The sequence below is a fragment of the Bacteroides acidifaciens genome (assembly GCF_024623065.1).
Lineage (GTDB): Bacteria > Bacteroidota > Bacteroidia > Bacteroidales > Bacteroidaceae > Bacteroides > Bacteroides acidifaciens.
Map to the genome: position 1 here is coordinate 1 of NZ_JANJZR010000092.1, position 14,935 is coordinate 14,935.

Consider the following 14,935-nt stretch of genomic DNA (forward strand, 5'->3'; position numbering starts at 1 on the left):
ATGCTACAAACAGGGGCTATTGCGGAGGGACAACGACAAACCTCTGTTTAAAGAGGAGTTCTCGGACAGTCTCCCCCCCCCTGGCTACAGCCTATTCTCGCAGGGGATGTTCTTTTTGCCTTCAGCCGCTATCCCCTTCTGCCAAGGCGTTTGCGGATAATACTGAAACGGCTGAAACCGGATTGCAGCATAAAAATTCGGTAAGAGAGTCTTGGCCGGTTTAGACACTGATAATTGGAGATATGATTCATTTCGTACCGGTTTCGTTTAATAGCATGGAGTTATATGGTTTGTTCTAGGAAACAGATATTGGCTATTAAAAATTTGTTGCAAATAAAGAGTCTTGTATTTCTGTTTGCTGCTTGTTTTATACCGTTCTGTTGATACTGTTTTCATTCGATATACAGATAATCATAATGAACCACAGGCCTCTTCCCGTGTTTGCCAATGGATTCTTGTGCCTGCTTTGAATCACAGTTTACTTTTCCTACACCTACTTGGTTGCCCTGGAAATCCATGATGCGCACGATGTCGTCTTTTTCAAATTCTCCTTCGATGCGGGTGATTCCAATCGGAAGTATGCTGACCGCTTTCTCTGAGTTTAATACTTCTGTGGCGCACTCGTTGATATGAATTTCACCCTTTGCGAACCCTTCGCTGTGTGCAATCCATTTTTTGACGCTGGATACCGGTTCCTTTGCAGGGATGAAACGTGTGCAAAGTGTATTTTCGGGATGGTGCAGCAAGTCGACCAGGATATTGTCACGTTTTCCGTTGGCGATGATGACTGTAATTCCTTCGTCGGCTACTTTGCGGGCAATGTTTGTTTTTGTCAACATGCCCCCCCGCCCGAAGCTGGACTTGGATGCCTGGATATAGTTGGATAAATCTTTCCCATGACCGATTTCCTGAATGACGGAAGAATTGGGATCGGCAGGAGAGCCATTATAAATACCGTCGATATTGCTTAAGATGATAAGTGCTTGTGCGTCCATCATGGAAGCGATGAGCCCGGACAGTTCGTCGTTGTCCGTGAACATCAGCTCACTGACAGAAATCGTATCGTTCTCGTTGACAATGGGAATGACGTTGTTTTCAAGCATCACCGTCATGCAGTTTTTTTGATTCAGATAATGGCGGCGAGTGCCAAAATTCTCTTTCGTAGTCAGTACCTGACCGACAGCAATGCCGTGTTCGCGAAAAAGTTCGTAGTAGCGGTTGATTAGCTTTGCCTGGCCGATGGCAGAAAATAACTGACGTTGGTCTACACTGTCGAGTTTTTTTTGAGGGTGTATTTCGCTGCGTCCGGAAGCAACGGCTCCCGAAGAAACCATAATGATTTCCACACCGGATTTATGCAATTCCGCTATCTGGTCGACAAGTGCCGACATGCGGGTGACGTCCAGCGTTCCGTCGCGACGTGCCAATACATTACTCCCTACTTTTACTGCGATTCGTGTAAATTCCTGTTTCATTTTTACTAACGATTTGAAAGTACAAATATATAATTTTTTGTCGATATGTTACCAAAACAAGCTAACAAGAATTATCTTTGCAGTTGGATAAAGTTGTTCTTCCCGTAATGTTTATTCGAGTGTTATGTGTTTTACGCTAATTTGCCGATTTAGAAATGTAGACGCTGATTCAGAGAACTTCTCTTCTGCTTCTGTGGTATAAAATTGGCAGTTTCCGTTCTTCGTGCACTTTGCGTCCATTTCCGGATGCCTTCTTAAATAATCTTTCAAGCTTTCTGCTACATATTCGCCTTGTGAGACAACACTAATGTCATTGGCGATATATTGCCGGATTTTAGGAAGAAGGAGCGGGAAGTGGGTACATCCAAGGATGACGGTGTCTATCTGCGGGTCTTTTGAGAGCAACTGGTCAATATATTTGCGGATGAAGTAGTCGGCTCCGTCGTTTTGCGATTCATTGTTTTCTACCAACGGCACCCACATCGGGCATGCTACTCCGCTTACTTGAATATTAGGGAACAGCTTATGTATTTCCAGCGGATAAGATTCGGATTTGATGGTGCCTGCCGTTGCCAGTACACCGATATGCCGGTTCTTGCTGATGTCGCCGATGCATTCTACCGTAGGACGAATCACGCCGAGTACGCGGCGTGTCGGGTCAATATTCGGCAAATCATTCATTTGAATGCTGCGCAAAGCTTTGGCGGAAGCGGTGTTGCAAGCTAATATCACCAAATGGCATCCCATTTCGAATAGTTTGTTGACAGCTTGCCGGGTGAATTCATATACGACTTCAAAAGAACGTGTCCCGTAAGGAGCACGCGCGTTATCTCCCAGATACATATAATCATATTCCGGTAATGTTTCTCTTATCTTGTCCAGGATAGTCAGACCACCGTAACCGGAGTCGAATACTCCAATGGGGCCGGGTGCATGTGATAGATGTTGATTCATGACAAACAGGATTTATATACGCAAATGTACGCCAAAAAAACGAAAGCGAAAGAAGTTTAAACTTCTTTCGCTTTCGCTTTTAGTATTTCTTGTTCTTAGCGGCTGTCTTTATTTGATACCAAGATGTGCTTTTACCTTGTTAGTCAAGTTGATACTTTGTGATTCGTTTACGTATGGAATCGAAGTTCTTGCCAAGTCGAAGATGTAGATTACTCCTTCAGCAGCGCCTACGGCTTTGATAGCATTGTCCAACTTCTGATAGATAGGAGTCATGGCATCATTTTGTGCTTTCGCCATTTGCTGTTGAGCATCTTGTTGGAATTGATCTTGTCTTTGCATCATATCTTGCAATTCTTTTTGTCTTCTTTCAGCAATGTTGGGAGGAAGAGAATCCTTAGCGATAGCTTGTTGGAATTCTTGGTATTTCTTGTTGAATTCTTCCTGCGTTCTCTGAAGTTCGGCTGTGAGTTGTTTTTCTAAAGTCTGAATATCATTTTGAGCTTTGGTGAATTCTGGCATCACAGTGATGATTTCCTGTGCATTAATGTGACCGAATTTCAGGTTCTGTGCAAATACACCCATTGGGAGTGCAAGCAACATTACAAGTGCAATTTTTTTTAGCATAGTTCTATAATTTATTTGAATGATTTTTAGTTATTTCCAGTTGCAAATGTATGAAATTAATTTGAATATCCTAATCTTCTTAGTATTTCATCACTAATATCTATACGTGGATTTGCAAAAATTATACCTGCAGCAGAGGCTCTGTCGACTACCATATCATATCCATGTTGCTGTGATATTGCTTTCACTGCTTCATAAATATCGTCTTGGATCGGAGTCAGTAACTTGTCTCTCATCTTGGCTAATTCGCCTTCCGGACCGAAGTATTTACGTTTCAGTTCGGCTGCTTCTTTCTCCTTGGCTACGATTTCGTCCTCTTTCTTTGTTTTTTGAGTGGCAGAGAGTGTGGAAGATTTCGCCTGGTAATCCTGGAACATCTTCTGTGCTGTCTTTGCCAGAACTTCTACTTCGCCCTGGTATTTTTTCGTAGCTTCTTGCATTTGCTCATTAGCGCTTTGAGCAGCCGGAATATTCTTCATGATATATTCCGTATCGATCAGTGCAAATTTCTGTGCGTTTGCCGTCATTCCGACTGCAAACAGCAACATGATTAATAGAACAGACTTTCTCATGGCGTTTAGTTTTTTGTGAAACATTAGAATTCTTGTCCTAAGATAAAGTGGAATTGACTTCCGCCATATTGTTTAGAACCAAATACTTTGTCGAAGCCGTAACCCCAGTCGATACCCATCATACCAATCATCGGCAGGAAGATACGGACACCGACACCGGCTGAACGTTTCAACTCGAACGGATTGAATTTCTTGATATCATGCCATGCGTTACCAGCTTCTAAGAAACCTAACACATAAATGTTGGTACTTGTTTCCAGCATCAACGGATATCTTAATTCAATGCCGAGGCGTGCGTAAGCATAACCTTCAGATCCGTATGGAGTTAATGCACTGTTTTCGTAACCACGCAAAGCGATACTTTCAGTTGCATAAGTTGAATAACCGGTCATACCGTCACCACCCACGTCGAATGTTCCGAACGGAGATTTCTTGTATTGGTTGTAATGACCCAACAGACCGAATTCCGTACGTGTCATTAACACCAGACATTTCGGATGTGCAATCGGGTCCATCAATGGAGTATACGTTTTGCCTTTGAATTTCCATTTGTGGTATTCAATCCATTTATGAAGTTTATTCATGTTGTCCTGAGTAATGCTACCTGTTTCAGGGTTACTATAATATCCCTTGTAGTCTTTACCATCCATTAATGAGTAAGGCGGTGTGATCTGAACTGACAATGAGAAATCTGAACCTGAACGGGGGAAGATCGGGTTGTCAATAGAGTTACGCGCCAAAGTCAATGAAAGGCTAAGGTCATTACATTTACCATTGGTTACAGGAAAATATTGCCAGTCGCTCAGGTTGTAGCGTTGGTAAGCTAATTCGGCAGAAAGAGTGAAATAGTCATCCGGCCATTTCAGACGTTTACCCCAACCCACGGAAAGTCCCCACATCTTGATAGACTTGTCCGGGTCGTAATAGTTTTCGTAGTTGTTATAGTTACCGAAATTGTACATACCATAACCACCGTAACCACTATACAAACTGTTGTAGTAGCTGTTGAAATAGCTGTCGTTGTACCAACGGCTACTGATGTCCGTCTGTACGGAGAAGAAAGCCGATACGGAGAATGAGTTCGGACGCTTTCCGCCAAACCAGGGGTCGAAGAATGAAATACTGTACGATTGATAGTATTTGGCATTCGTCTGTCCGCTGATGGTCAATGTCTGTCCGTCACCTTGCGGCAGGATACCACGGTAGTTTTCACCCGGGTGTAACAGGTTGGCTACAGAGAAGTTGGTAAACTTCAAGCTCAACTTACCAATGATACCCGTTTGTCCCCACCCGGCAGAAAACTCTACCTGGTCGTTTGCTTTTGAAGTCAACGGCAAGCCTATGTCAACAGTTCCGTTCATCGGATCCGGTTGAATGTCCGGTTGTAGTTTTTCCGGGTCAAAGTGTCCCATCTGCTGGATTTCACGCAAAGAACGCATCAGGTCTTCCTTGCTGAACAACTGTCCCGGGCGAATACGAAGTTCACGGCGAACTACATTTTCATACAAACGGTCATTACCGCTGATGTTAATCTTGTTGATAGTAGCCTGACGGCCTTCATAAATTCTCATTTCAAGGTCGATAGAGTCGCCGACAATGTTCACTTCCACCGGATCGAGGTTGTAGAACAGGTAACCGTTGTTATAATATAAGTTACCGATAGCGTCATCATCCGTAGAGATACGTTCGTTCAATAACTTCTGGTTGTATACATCTCCTTTCTTCATGCGAAGCAGGTAGTCCAACTGTTCGGAAGGATAAAGTGTATTACCTACCCAAGTTACATTACGAAGATAATATTTCTGACCTTCGTCTATGTTTAGATATACATTGACCGTCTTTTCATCATACTGTGAGATGCTATCTTTTGCAATCATAGCGTCACGGTATCCCAGTTCATTATACTTGTCGATGATAAGTTGCTTATCCGCCTCGTAATTTTCCGGCACGAATTTCTTTGTGCGGAAGAGGTTGAGAAGTTTGCCTTTTTCATTGGTTTTCTTCATTACTCGTTTCAGCTTGGAAGCTTTGATGGCGGAGTTTCCAACGATTTCGATTGCATGAACTTTGATTTTTTCTTTCTTGTCAATATCTATGTCGACAATTACCTGGTTTTCGCTGGAAGGATCGTCTTTCTGTGAGATGATAACTTCTGCGTTCTTAAATCCTTTATCATCGAAGTAACGTTTAATCAATGTCTTGGCACGGTCTACGGTATTCGGAGTAATCTGTATACCTTTTACCATACCTAACTTGCCTTCCAAATCGGTGCGTTCGGATTTCTTGACGCCATGATAACGTACTTCTGAGATACGCGGACGCTGTGTCAGACTGATTTTCAACCAGATCTTGTTGCCTTCAATTTTCTCGGCTGTGATTTGTACATTTGAGAACAAACCGTGACGCCAATAACGCTTGATTGCTCCGGTGATTTCGTCGCCCGGCACAGTGATTGTCTGTCCTACCGATAGACCGGATAGCCCAATCAACACATAGTCTTCGTAATTCTTCACACCTTCGACTTTGATATCAGCTATCTCATACTTTTTGGGTGTTCCGGAGTATAAGATGACAGGTTTCGAGTCTTCATCAGTGCTGGCATTTTGCGCAATACCTGTTGTCGCAAAGCAGCACAGGCAGATAAACGTTATGAATATAAAGGAAATACGATAATGCATTTATGTTATAATTTGATGTTTCGAGTTATGTTAGCTGATTTGTTCGCTGGTTTTGCCGAAGCGGCGTTCCCGTTGCTGATATTTGCAAATGGCTTTATAGAATTCTTCCTTATCGAAGTCCGGCCAAAAGGTATCACAAAAATAAAGTTCCGAATAAGCACATTGCCATAGCAGGTAGTTGCTTAGTCGGATTTCTCCCCCCGTACGGATTAGTAAATCCGGGTCGGGCATAAATTTTGTTTCCAAATGGGATGCGATACATTCATTTGTTATTTGTTCGGGGGACAGCTCTCCCTTTTCAACCAGTGTCGCTATTTGCCGGACGGCTTCCGTTATCTCCCAGCGGGAAGAGTAACTGAGAGCCAATACCAAGCACATGCCTGTATTACCAGCTGTATGTTCTATACATGATGCCAGACTTTTCTGAACTTCGTCCGGCAATTTTTTGAAATCACCGATTACATCGAAGCGAATATTGTTTTTCATCAGTGTTTCTTCTTCAATAGAATCTAGCAATAGATTCATCAAAGCCGCTACTTCGTTTTGCGGGCGATTCCAGTTCTCGGTGGAGAAAGTGTATAAAGTCAAATACTTTACCCCCAAGCGGGCTGCGTCTTCGGTAATTCTCTGTACCGTTTCTGCGCCTGCGCGGTGACCGTAAGTACGTTCTTCCCCTCGTTGCTTTGCCCATCGTCCGTTGCCGTCCATGATGATGGCTACGTGTTGGGGTATCCGAGTTTTGTCTATTTGCTCTATATAGGACATCTTCTTATTTTAAACGTATACGTTTTATTATTGACCGGCATGTTGCGGATCCAAGTCAAACCATAGTTGATTCAGACGGGCACGCCATACTTCTGAATCATGTCGGTATGGACCTCTATCTTTAGGCTCTGTGGCCCGGGTATCTTTTTCTTCTTCTTTTTCTATTTCTTCAGTAAAAGTGATGTTCTCCTCTTTACTGAATAAAATATAGATGAATTCTTCTTTTGTATCTTGTACTACCGAATATTTCTTTCTACCTCTGAATTCGGGCTTTTCTTCGGTTGATTCGGTGATATTGGATTTGCTCCAGTCGTAGTTTGGAAAAGAGAACTTTTTACTCGCTTTTTTCCAGGCAACTCCTTCATTGATTGATACATAAAAAGAATCGAACTTATCTCCGAAAATGTAGAAAAGGTCATTATAGTGAATAATAGTTGGATTGTCGAATGCCGGACAATAAGCTACTGCGGTGGCTGCTCCCAATTCAACCCAGGTTTTGCCATCATATCCCCATGCAATGGTAACAGGAACCTTTTTATTATTGATGTCGATTTCTATTGCAGGGTGATGTTTTCCTACGATGATGTTCTGGTTGCTTTTCCCTTTGCTGAAGGTTGTATAAGAGATATTATCTATTGGGAATCTTTCATCGACCTCTTCGATTCGAGTTTCTATCGGCTGGTTTAATAATTGTGATTCCTGTATGGAATAGAAATATCGTTTTCCCTCTTCAGTTTTAATATAAGTGATTTTTGTTTCATTTTCTATCTTTAACTTAGAGACGAATGTGTTCACTTCGCCTGAAAACTTAGTTGAAATTATCCAATTAATACCATCAGTTGATTCATGTACTTTATTATTAGCAGTAGCCAATATAACTTCATTTAAGGGCAGTATGGAATTGGGTAATACATTCAAGTCGCCTTCTGTATTCACTCCTGCCGCTGTCCAATTGGAAAATCCGCTGTTTTGATATACTTTCAAGTGGTCGCCTACTTTAGAATAAGTGAAGAACTTATTGTTAAATTCAATCGTTTTTTGTTCGTTTATGATTTCATTCTGCATAGCTCCTACATAATTCCACTTCAACGAATCCGGATCGTGCTTATGTACTCGTACTTCAATTGTATATTCTTTTGTTTGGTCGGGGGATATCCCTGCTAATGCTTCTGTAGACCATACTTTAATTTTAATCGGATTCCTAAGGTCTATGGAGTCGTTAATATTGATAATGGAATCTTCATCGGCTTTATTCTTCATTGTGATAACTCCCGAAACAGTGGTCAGGGTCTTAATTAGAATTTTATCAATAATCGTATCGGCATGGACAGGAAGAGAATCCTCATTATAGATTTCACCTTTTTGCTGGTCAATAGTGAATTTATAAGTTATTCCATACCCAATTGTGTCAAGACTAAACGCATGTATAGTCGCATCCGGGCTATATTCGATGTTATTATCGTCATCAAGGCATGACGTTATAACAAATGACACCATGAAAAAACTCGCAATGAATGATAAAAACTTTATTCTCATTTGAAAGATTGTGTTTATTTACAAGTTGCAAAAATAGAAACATTTTTTCCGATAAAGAACAATACCGGCAAGTTTTATATAAAATTATAGATAATAACGCTGTTTTTATCGACGTAAAACTCCCTGAACAGGACTATTTTAGCTAATCTTGATGAATGTAATGCCAAATCTGTCTTTCGAAGTGCTCTTCCGTCGAGTAACTAAATTTATCGCTTATTTCAGGTGCTTTAACACCGGAATATAACCTGCTGGGGCACTTCTCGATATATGCTTCATCCCATAGCCCATTGTCAATGAATGATTGTAGCAATTGGCTTCCGCCTTCTACCAATAATGATTGTATCTTGCGCTGATATAGCTCTTCCATAATCTGTATCAGAGGATTATGGCTAAAATTAATGGTGATGTAAGTAACGTTCTTCTCTTCCTGTTGTTCTTTCTCTGTAAAGATTAATGTCGGGATTTCTCCGTCGAATATTTGTAAACCTTTCGGAAGGGATAAGGTGCGGTCTAAAACGACGCGTATCGGATTGCGTCCGTACCAGTTGCGGACAGTCAGCGATGGATTGTCCAATAAGGCTGTCCGCCGACCTACCATGATAGCATCGGTTTCTGCTCTTTTCTTGTGTACCAACATGGAAGAAAGCGGAGAGGAGAGTATCACCGGCTTACCTTCAGTACGTTTTATGTCAATGAAGTGATCGGCTGATTCAGCCCATTTCAATGTGATGAAGGGGCGATGAAGCGTGTTGAAAGTAATAAAACGGCGAATCAGATTCTTGCATTCTTCTTCTAATATGCCCACTGTTACTTCCCGTCCGGCATCCCGTAATTTTTGAATCCCCCGTCCGGCTACTTTAGAAAAAGGATCCTGGCAACCAATGACAATGCGCGGAATCTGTTTCTCGATAATCAAGTCGGCGCAAGGTGGCGTTTTCCCATAGTGAGAACAAGGTTCCAGACTTACATAAATCGTAGAGCGTTTTAATAAAGATTCATCTTTTACTGAGTGGATGGCATTAACTTCGGCATGTGCCTTTCCACAGCGGATATGATAACCTTCGCCGATTATACGCCCGTCACATACGATAACAGCCCCCACCATGGGGTTGGGAGATGCATTGCATAACCCGTTCCTGGCGAGCTCAATGCAGCGTCTCATGTATTTTTCTTCTTCCATTTTAGTGCTCTTCGCTATATTATTCTTACTTTTGCAGTCCGAAATCGTAAATATATGAATCGTATCACCACTTACATTCGCCAATCTTTGCAGGAAATCTATCCACCGGAGGAGGTAAAAGCTCTTTCGATGCTGATTTGTTGCGACATGTTAGGTTTAGATGCGCTCGATATTTACATGGGCAAAGATATAATTTTATCTGAATGCAAACAGCGTGAATTAGAAAACATTATATTCCGTTTACAGAAAAATGAACCTATACAGTACATTCGTGGTTTTGCGGAGTTTGATGGAAGGAGATTCAAGGTAGCTCCCGGTGTGTTGATTCCACGTCCTGAAACTGTAGAGCTGGTGGAATTGGTTGCTCGGGAGAATACGGATGCCTGCCGCTTATTAGATATAGGTACAGGAAGCGGATGCATCGCAATCTCTTTGGATAAAAGACTTCCGGATGCAAAAGTAGAGGCATGGGATATTTCAGAAGAAGCATTGGCTGTTGCATATACTAATAATAAGGAATTGAAGGCAGAGGTCATGTTTCTACAAAGAGATGTTTTGTCCGATGATTGGGAGAAAACACCTTCTTTTGATGTTATTGTCAGTAATCCGCCTTATGTGACTGAAGCGGAAAAAAACGGAATGGATGCCAATGTGCTTGACTGGGAACCGGAACTCGCTTTGTTTGTCCCCGATGACGATCCGTTACGGTTCTACCGGCGGATTGCAGATTTGGGTCGTGAATTACTTTTGCCGGAGGGCAGGCTTTATTTTGAAATAAATCAGGCTTATGGACTGGAAACGGCGCACATGCTTGAAATGAACCAATATCGTGATGTTCGTGTTATAAAAGACATATTTGGAAAAGATAGAATAGTTACAGCTAACCGATGAGTGTACAATTAACAGACGAAGAGGCTTTAAATCGTGTGGCCTCTTATTGCTCCACTGCCGAGCATTGCCGGGCAGAAATAAATGAGAAGTTACAACGTTGGGGAATTGCCTATGATACCATTGCGCGTATTCTTGACCAATTGGAGTCGGAAAAGTTTATTGATGATGAACGTTTCTGCAGGGCTTTCGTGAACGACAAGTTCCGTTTTGCCAAGTGGGGAAAGGTGAAGATAGCGCAAGGGCTTTATATGAAAAAAATTCCTTCCGACGTGGCGTGGCGTTATCTGAATGAGATTGATGATGAAGAATATCTCTCCATTCTGTGCGATTTGCTGGCTTCCAAACGGAAAAGTATCCATGCGCAAGATGATTATGAACTGAACGGAAAACTGATGCGATTTGCCATGAGCCGTGGATTTGAACTGAAAGATATCAGGCGTTGTATCGACATTCCCGATGAAGAGGAACAAATTGACTGAAAAAATAAACGGATTCTTCTTTTTATTCTCGTTCAATTTCTGTACTTTTGCGGCAAATAATTAATAGTTAGTTTAGTTATGAAAAACTTAGAGAGACTATTTGCGGAGAAACTGTTGAAGATTAAAGCTATTAAACTTCAACCCGCTAACCCTTTCACATGGGCTTCAGGATGGAAATCTCCCTTTTACTGCGATAACCGTAAAACTCTGTCCTATCCTTCTCTTCGTAATTTTGTGAAGATTGAAATTACACGTCTGATATTGGAGCGATTCGGACAGGTGGATGCGATTGCAGGTGTGGCGACTGGTGCTATCCCGCAGGGAGCTTTGGTTGCTGATGCATTGAATTTACCGTTCGTGTATGTTCGTTCTACCCCCAAAGACCATGGGTTGGAGAACCTGATCGAGGGTGAACTTCGTCCGGGTATGAAAGTTGTAGTAGTAGAAGATTTAATCTCTACGGGTGGTAGCAGCTTGAAGGCTGTGGAAGCAATTCGTCGTGATGGTTGCGAAGTGATTGGTATGGTTGCGGCTTATACGTATGGATTCCCTGTCGCTGAAGAGGCATTCAAAAATGCCAAAGTGACTTTGGTGACATTGACCAATTACGAAGCTGTGCTCGATGTAGCTCTTCGTACCGGTTACATTGAAAAAGAAGACATACAGACATTGAACGAATGGCGTAAAGACCCCGCTCATTGGGATGCTGGAAAATAAGAACTTTGTTTTAATCAAACATATTTGTAAGAAAAGAACTATTCGGGCATGATTTGGTCGAATTGTTCTTTTTTGTGTTTTATGCTAAAAGATAATTATGGGTAATTTTGAGAGTAGTGTTAAGGTGATTCCTTATAGCCAGGAACGTGTGTATAACAAACTTTCGGATTTGAGTAATCTGGAAGCTATCAAAGACCGTTTGCCGCAGGATAAGGTACAGGACTTGAGCTTTGATTCGGATACATTGAGTTTTAGTGTTCCGCCTGTCGGTCAACTGACACTGCAAATTGTGGAACGCGAACCTTGTAAATGTATAAAGTTGGCAACGGCAAATTCGCCGATTCCTTTTAATATGTGGATTCAACTGGTTGCTACGGGAGAGGAAGAGTGCAAGGTGAAGGTGACTATCAGAATCGATATAAATCCGTTTATGAAAGCAATGGTGCAGAAGCCGCTTCAAGATGGTTTGGAGAAGATGGTGGAAATGTTGGCAGCCATTAATTATTAAATCAGGTATTACTAAGGAAAATTTATGGCACAGAAACTTTGGGAGAAATCCGTGCAGGTAAATAAGGATATCGAACGCTTTACGGTTGGGTGTGACCGGGAGATGGATCTTTATCTGGCTAAACACGATGTACTTGGTTCTATGGCTCACATTACGATGCTTGAGAGCATCGGCTTGCTGACAAAAGAAGAACTGGAACAGTTGCTGGCTGAATTGAAGAATATTTATGCTTCGGCTGAGAGTGGGGAATTTGTTATAGAAGATGGGGTAGAGGATGTACATTCCCAAGTGGAATTGATGTTAACCCGTCGTTTAGGTGACATAGGAAAGAAGATTCATAGCGGTCGTTCTCGAAATGACCAGGTGTTGCTGGACTTGAAACTTTTTACCCGTACGCAAATTAAGGAAATTGCCGAAGCTGTAGAACAACTCTTTCATGTGTTGATTCGCCAAAGTGAACGGTACAAGAATGTACTGATGCCGGGCTATACGCATCTGCAGATTGCAATGCCCTCTTCTTTCGGATTATGGTTTGGTGCTTATGCTGAGAGTTTGGTAGATGATATGCTGTTTTTGCAAGCTGCATTCAAAATGTGCAACCGCAACCCGTTGGGATCTGCTGCCGGCTATGGTTCATCATTCCCGTTGAACCGTACGATGACAACAGAGTTGCTCGGTTTTGATTCTATGAACCACAATGTAGTGTATGCGCAAATGGGACGCGGAAAGCTGGAACGCAATGTTGCCTTTGCATTGGCTACAATTGCCGGAACTATTTCCAAACTGGCTTTTGATGCCTGTATGTTCAATAGCCAGAACTTTGGTTTCGTGAAATTGCCGGACGATTGTACTACGGGGTCTAGTATTATGCCTCATAAGAAGAATCCGGATGTATTTGAACTCACACGTGCCAAGTGCAACAAACTGCAATCGCTTCCTCAACAGATTATGATGATTGCTAATAATCTGCCTTCCGGTTATTTCCGTGATTTGCAGATTATTAAAGAGGTATTCTTGCCGGCTTTTCAGGAATTGAAGGATTGCTTGCAGATGACAACCTATATCATGAACGAGATTAAAGTAAATGAGCATATTCTCGATGATGATAAATATCTGCTTATTTTTAGTGTGGAAGAGGTGAATCGTCTGGCGCGTGAAGGCATGCCTTTCCGTGATGCATATAAAAAGGTAGGTCTGGATATTGAAGCAGGTAAGTTCTCGCATGATAAAGAAGTTCATCACACCCATGAAGGAAGCATCGGCAACCTTTGCAATGCGGAGATTTCTGCTCTGATGCAACAAGTCGTTGATGGATTTAACTTCTGTGGAATGGAGAAGGCGGAAAAAACGTTGCTTGAAAGATAAAATAAACTTTCGAAGGATAGTTTTTTAAACTTTCCTTCGAAAAGATTTGGCAGAAACAAGTAAACTACTTATCTTTGCACCCGTTGAAAAAACGCGGAAATAGCTCAGTTGGTAGAGCATAACCTTGCCAAGGTTAGGGTCGCGAGTTCGAGTCTCGTTTTCCGCTCTTTCTTTGAAAGGATGCTCGAATGGTGGAATGGTAGACACGAAGGACTTAAAATCCTTTGGCCATTGCGGCTGTGCGGGTTCAAGTCCCGCTTCGAGTACGAGTATTCTTTAGAGGCTTTATGAATCATTGATTCATGAGGCCTTTTTGTTTTTTAATGGGTGTACTATATACATTTGATTCCTTTATGGGAATCTGCAGTATGGTTGCTTAAGAAAATAAATCAAATTTAAGTGGCATTATTTTTTTTATTGTGTTATTAATCTTTTATTTTGCTTTTAGGTTATAATTACAATTTGATATTATACTGAGTTGTTCCTTTGTATTGGAATATTTGATTTTATTGTTAACACTGGAAATACTAGAGAGATGGAAAATAACGACAGGCAGATCGAATTAAAATTTCAGAAGTTTTTTACAGCTAACTTTCCTAAAGTAAAAAACTTTGCTCAGATGCTTCTAAAATCAGAAGCGGAGGCGGAAGATGTGGCTCAAGATGTTTTCTGTAAACTTTGGTTGCAGCCTGAAATATGGTTGGATACTGATAAGGACTTGGATAACTATCTTTTTATACTGACCAGGAATATTGTTTTGAATATCTTCAAACATCAACAAATAGAACAGGAATATCAAGATGAAGTTATCGAAAAGACTATTCTTTATGAGTTGGCAGAAAAAGAAGAGGTTTTGAATAATGTATATTATAAAGAAATGCTGATGATTATTCAACTGACTCTGGAGAAAATGCCGAAGCGTAGGAGGCTGATATTCGAACTTAGTCGTTTTAGGGGGCTGAGTCATAAGGAAATTGCTGATAAGCTCGATGTTTCCATTCGTACAATAGAGCATCAGGTTTATCTGGCGTTGATTGAATTGAAGAAGATACTTATCTTATTTATTTTTTTCTCAAATATTTTTAAGTAGTCTGTGCGGAGTAGTTGTATTTAGTATTTTTGTAGATGACAAAATTTAAATTTATGCTGTTAAACATCTAATTTTTAAGTGATTAAATTTGCGAAAGTCCC

At 41.4% G+C, this 14,935-nt stretch carries 14 protein-coding genes and 2 tRNA genes; 8 read left to right on the plus strand and 8 right to left on the minus strand.

Going from position 1 to position 14,935, the window contains the following annotated elements; all coding sequences use genetic code 11:
* Positions 1-392 precede the first annotated feature (392 nt).
* The 8 genes from proB to ribD all read right to left on the minus strand — a co-directional run bounded on the left by proB (position 393) and on the right by ribD (position 9,784).
* A complete protein-coding gene (gene proB / locus NSB03_RS17820; RefSeq protein WP_024988465.1) occupies positions 393-1,475 on the minus strand; it encodes a glutamate 5-kinase in 1,083 nt (360 codons plus the stop codon).
* Between the two features lie 111 nt (positions 1,476-1,586).
* On the minus strand, positions 1,587-2,429 hold the full coding sequence (gene murI / locus NSB03_RS17825; protein ID WP_024988466.1) for a glutamate racemase: 843 nt from the start codon (positions 2,427-2,429) through the stop codon (positions 1,587-1,589).
* Between the two features lie 108 nt (positions 2,430-2,537).
* On the minus strand, positions 2,538-3,053 hold the full coding sequence (locus NSB03_RS17830) for an OmpH/Skp family outer membrane protein (protein ID WP_024988467.1): 516 nt from the start codon (positions 3,051-3,053) through the stop codon (positions 2,538-2,540).
* 56 nt (positions 3,054-3,109) lie between these two features.
* Positions 3,110-3,625, minus strand: coding sequence for an OmpH/Skp family outer membrane protein (locus NSB03_RS17835; protein WP_121766063.1), 516 nt, complete (start codon positions 3,623-3,625; stop codon positions 3,110-3,112).
* A gap of 23 nt (positions 3,626-3,648) precedes the next feature.
* The gene (locus tag NSB03_RS17840) at positions 3,649-6,303 is read right to left on the minus strand and encodes a BamA/OMP85 family outer membrane protein (protein WP_257466552.1); all 2,655 of its coding nucleotides are present in this window, start codon (positions 6,301-6,303) and stop codon (positions 3,649-3,651) included.
* Positions 6,304-6,333: 30 nt separating this feature from the next.
* On the minus strand, positions 6,334-7,068 hold the full coding sequence (locus NSB03_RS17845; RefSeq protein WP_257466553.1) for an isoprenyl transferase: 735 nt from the start codon (positions 7,066-7,068) through the stop codon (positions 6,334-6,336).
* Positions 7,069-7,095: 27 nt separating this feature from the next.
* A complete protein-coding gene (gene bamI / locus NSB03_RS17850; RefSeq protein WP_024988468.1) occupies positions 7,096-8,604 on the minus strand; it encodes a BamI family beta-barrel-assembly machinery protein in 1,509 nt (502 codons plus the stop codon).
* A 142-nt stretch (positions 8,605-8,746) separates the two neighbouring features.
* A complete protein-coding gene (gene ribD, locus NSB03_RS17855; protein WP_257466554.1) occupies positions 8,747-9,784 on the minus strand; it encodes a bifunctional diaminohydroxyphosphoribosylaminopyrimidine deaminase/5-amino-6-(5-phosphoribosylamino)uracil reductase RibD in 1,038 nt (345 codons plus the stop codon).
* Positions 9,785-9,838: 54 nt separating this feature from the next.
* Between ribD and prmC the strand changes: the two genes are divergently transcribed.
* From prmC to NSB03_RS17895, 8 genes are all read left to right on the plus strand, one after another.
* Positions 9,839-10,675, plus strand: a complete 837-nt coding sequence (prmC, locus tag NSB03_RS17860; protein ID WP_024988469.1) for a peptide chain release factor N(5)-glutamine methyltransferase — start codon at positions 9,839-9,841, stop codon at positions 10,673-10,675.
* Positions 10,672-11,154, plus strand: a complete 483-nt coding sequence (locus NSB03_RS17865) for a regulatory protein RecX (protein WP_024988470.1) — start codon at positions 10,672-10,674, stop codon at positions 11,152-11,154. Before prmC ends, NSB03_RS17865 begins: the two co-directional genes overlap by 4 nt.
* Before the next feature lie 78 nt (positions 11,155-11,232).
* On the plus strand, positions 11,233-11,871 hold the full coding sequence (gene pyrE, locus NSB03_RS17870) for an orotate phosphoribosyltransferase (RefSeq protein WP_004313008.1): 639 nt from the start codon (positions 11,233-11,235) through the stop codon (positions 11,869-11,871).
* 97 nt (positions 11,872-11,968) lie between these two features.
* A complete protein-coding gene (locus NSB03_RS17875) occupies positions 11,969-12,379 on the plus strand; it encodes an SRPBCC family protein (RefSeq protein ID WP_024988471.1) in 411 nt (136 codons plus the stop codon).
* 24 nt (positions 12,380-12,403) lie between these two features.
* Complete coding sequence (gene argH / locus NSB03_RS17880) at positions 12,404-13,744, plus strand: argininosuccinate lyase (RefSeq protein ID WP_024988472.1); 1,341 nt, start codon at positions 12,404-12,406, stop codon at positions 13,742-13,744.
* Between the two features lie 93 nt (positions 13,745-13,837).
* Positions 13,838-13,910: transfer RNA gene (locus tag NSB03_RS17885), tRNA-Gly, on the plus strand.
* Positions 13,911-13,926: 16 nt separating this feature from the next.
* Positions 13,927-14,010 (plus strand) — tRNA-Leu (locus NSB03_RS17890).
* Between the two features lie 269 nt (positions 14,011-14,279).
* A complete protein-coding gene (locus NSB03_RS17895) occupies positions 14,280-14,834 on the plus strand; it encodes an RNA polymerase sigma-70 factor (RefSeq protein WP_024988473.1) in 555 nt (184 codons plus the stop codon).
* Positions 14,835-14,935 lie beyond the last annotated feature (101 nt).

Bases quoted from the DNA above. Each gene is read 5' to 3' on its own strand.
- proB (WP_024988465.1), bottom strand. From the start codon at position 1,475: ATGAAACAGGAATTTACACGAATCGCAGTAAAAGTAGGGAGTAATGTA.
- murI (WP_024988466.1), bottom strand. From the start codon at position 2,429: ATGAATCAACATCTATCACATGCACCCGGCCCCATTGGAGTATTCGAC.
- NSB03_RS17830 (WP_024988467.1), bottom strand. From the start codon at position 3,053: ATGCTAAAAAAAATTGCACTTGTAATGTTGCTTGCACTCCCAATGGGT.
- NSB03_RS17835 (WP_121766063.1), bottom strand. From the start codon at position 3,625: ATGAGAAAGTCTGTTCTATTAATCATGTTGCTGTTTGCAGTCGGAATG.
- NSB03_RS17840 (WP_257466552.1), bottom strand. From the start codon at position 6,303: ATGCATTATCGTATTTCCTTTATATTCATAACGTTTATCTGCCTGTGC.
- NSB03_RS17845 (WP_257466553.1), bottom strand. From the start codon at position 7,068: ATGTCCTATATAGAGCAAATAGACAAAACTCGGATACCCCAACACGTA.
- bamI (WP_024988468.1), bottom strand. From the start codon at position 8,604: ATGAGAATAAAGTTTTTATCATTCATTGCGAGTTTTTTCATGGTGTCA.
- ribD (WP_257466554.1), bottom strand. From the start codon at position 9,784: ATGGAAGAAGAAAAATACATGAGACGCTGCATTGAGCTCGCCAGGAAC.
- prmC (WP_024988469.1), top strand. From the start codon at position 9,839: ATGAATCGTATCACCACTTACATTCGCCAATCTTTGCAGGAAATCTAT.
- NSB03_RS17865 (WP_024988470.1), top strand. From the start codon at position 10,672: ATGAGTGTACAATTAACAGACGAAGAGGCTTTAAATCGTGTGGCCTCT.
- pyrE (WP_004313008.1), top strand. From the start codon at position 11,233: ATGAAAAACTTAGAGAGACTATTTGCGGAGAAACTGTTGAAGATTAAA.
- NSB03_RS17875 (WP_024988471.1), top strand. From the start codon at position 11,969: ATGGGTAATTTTGAGAGTAGTGTTAAGGTGATTCCTTATAGCCAGGAA.
- argH (WP_024988472.1), top strand. From the start codon at position 12,404: ATGGCACAGAAACTTTGGGAGAAATCCGTGCAGGTAAATAAGGATATC.
- NSB03_RS17895 (WP_024988473.1), top strand. From the start codon at position 14,280: ATGGAAAATAACGACAGGCAGATCGAATTAAAATTTCAGAAGTTTTTT.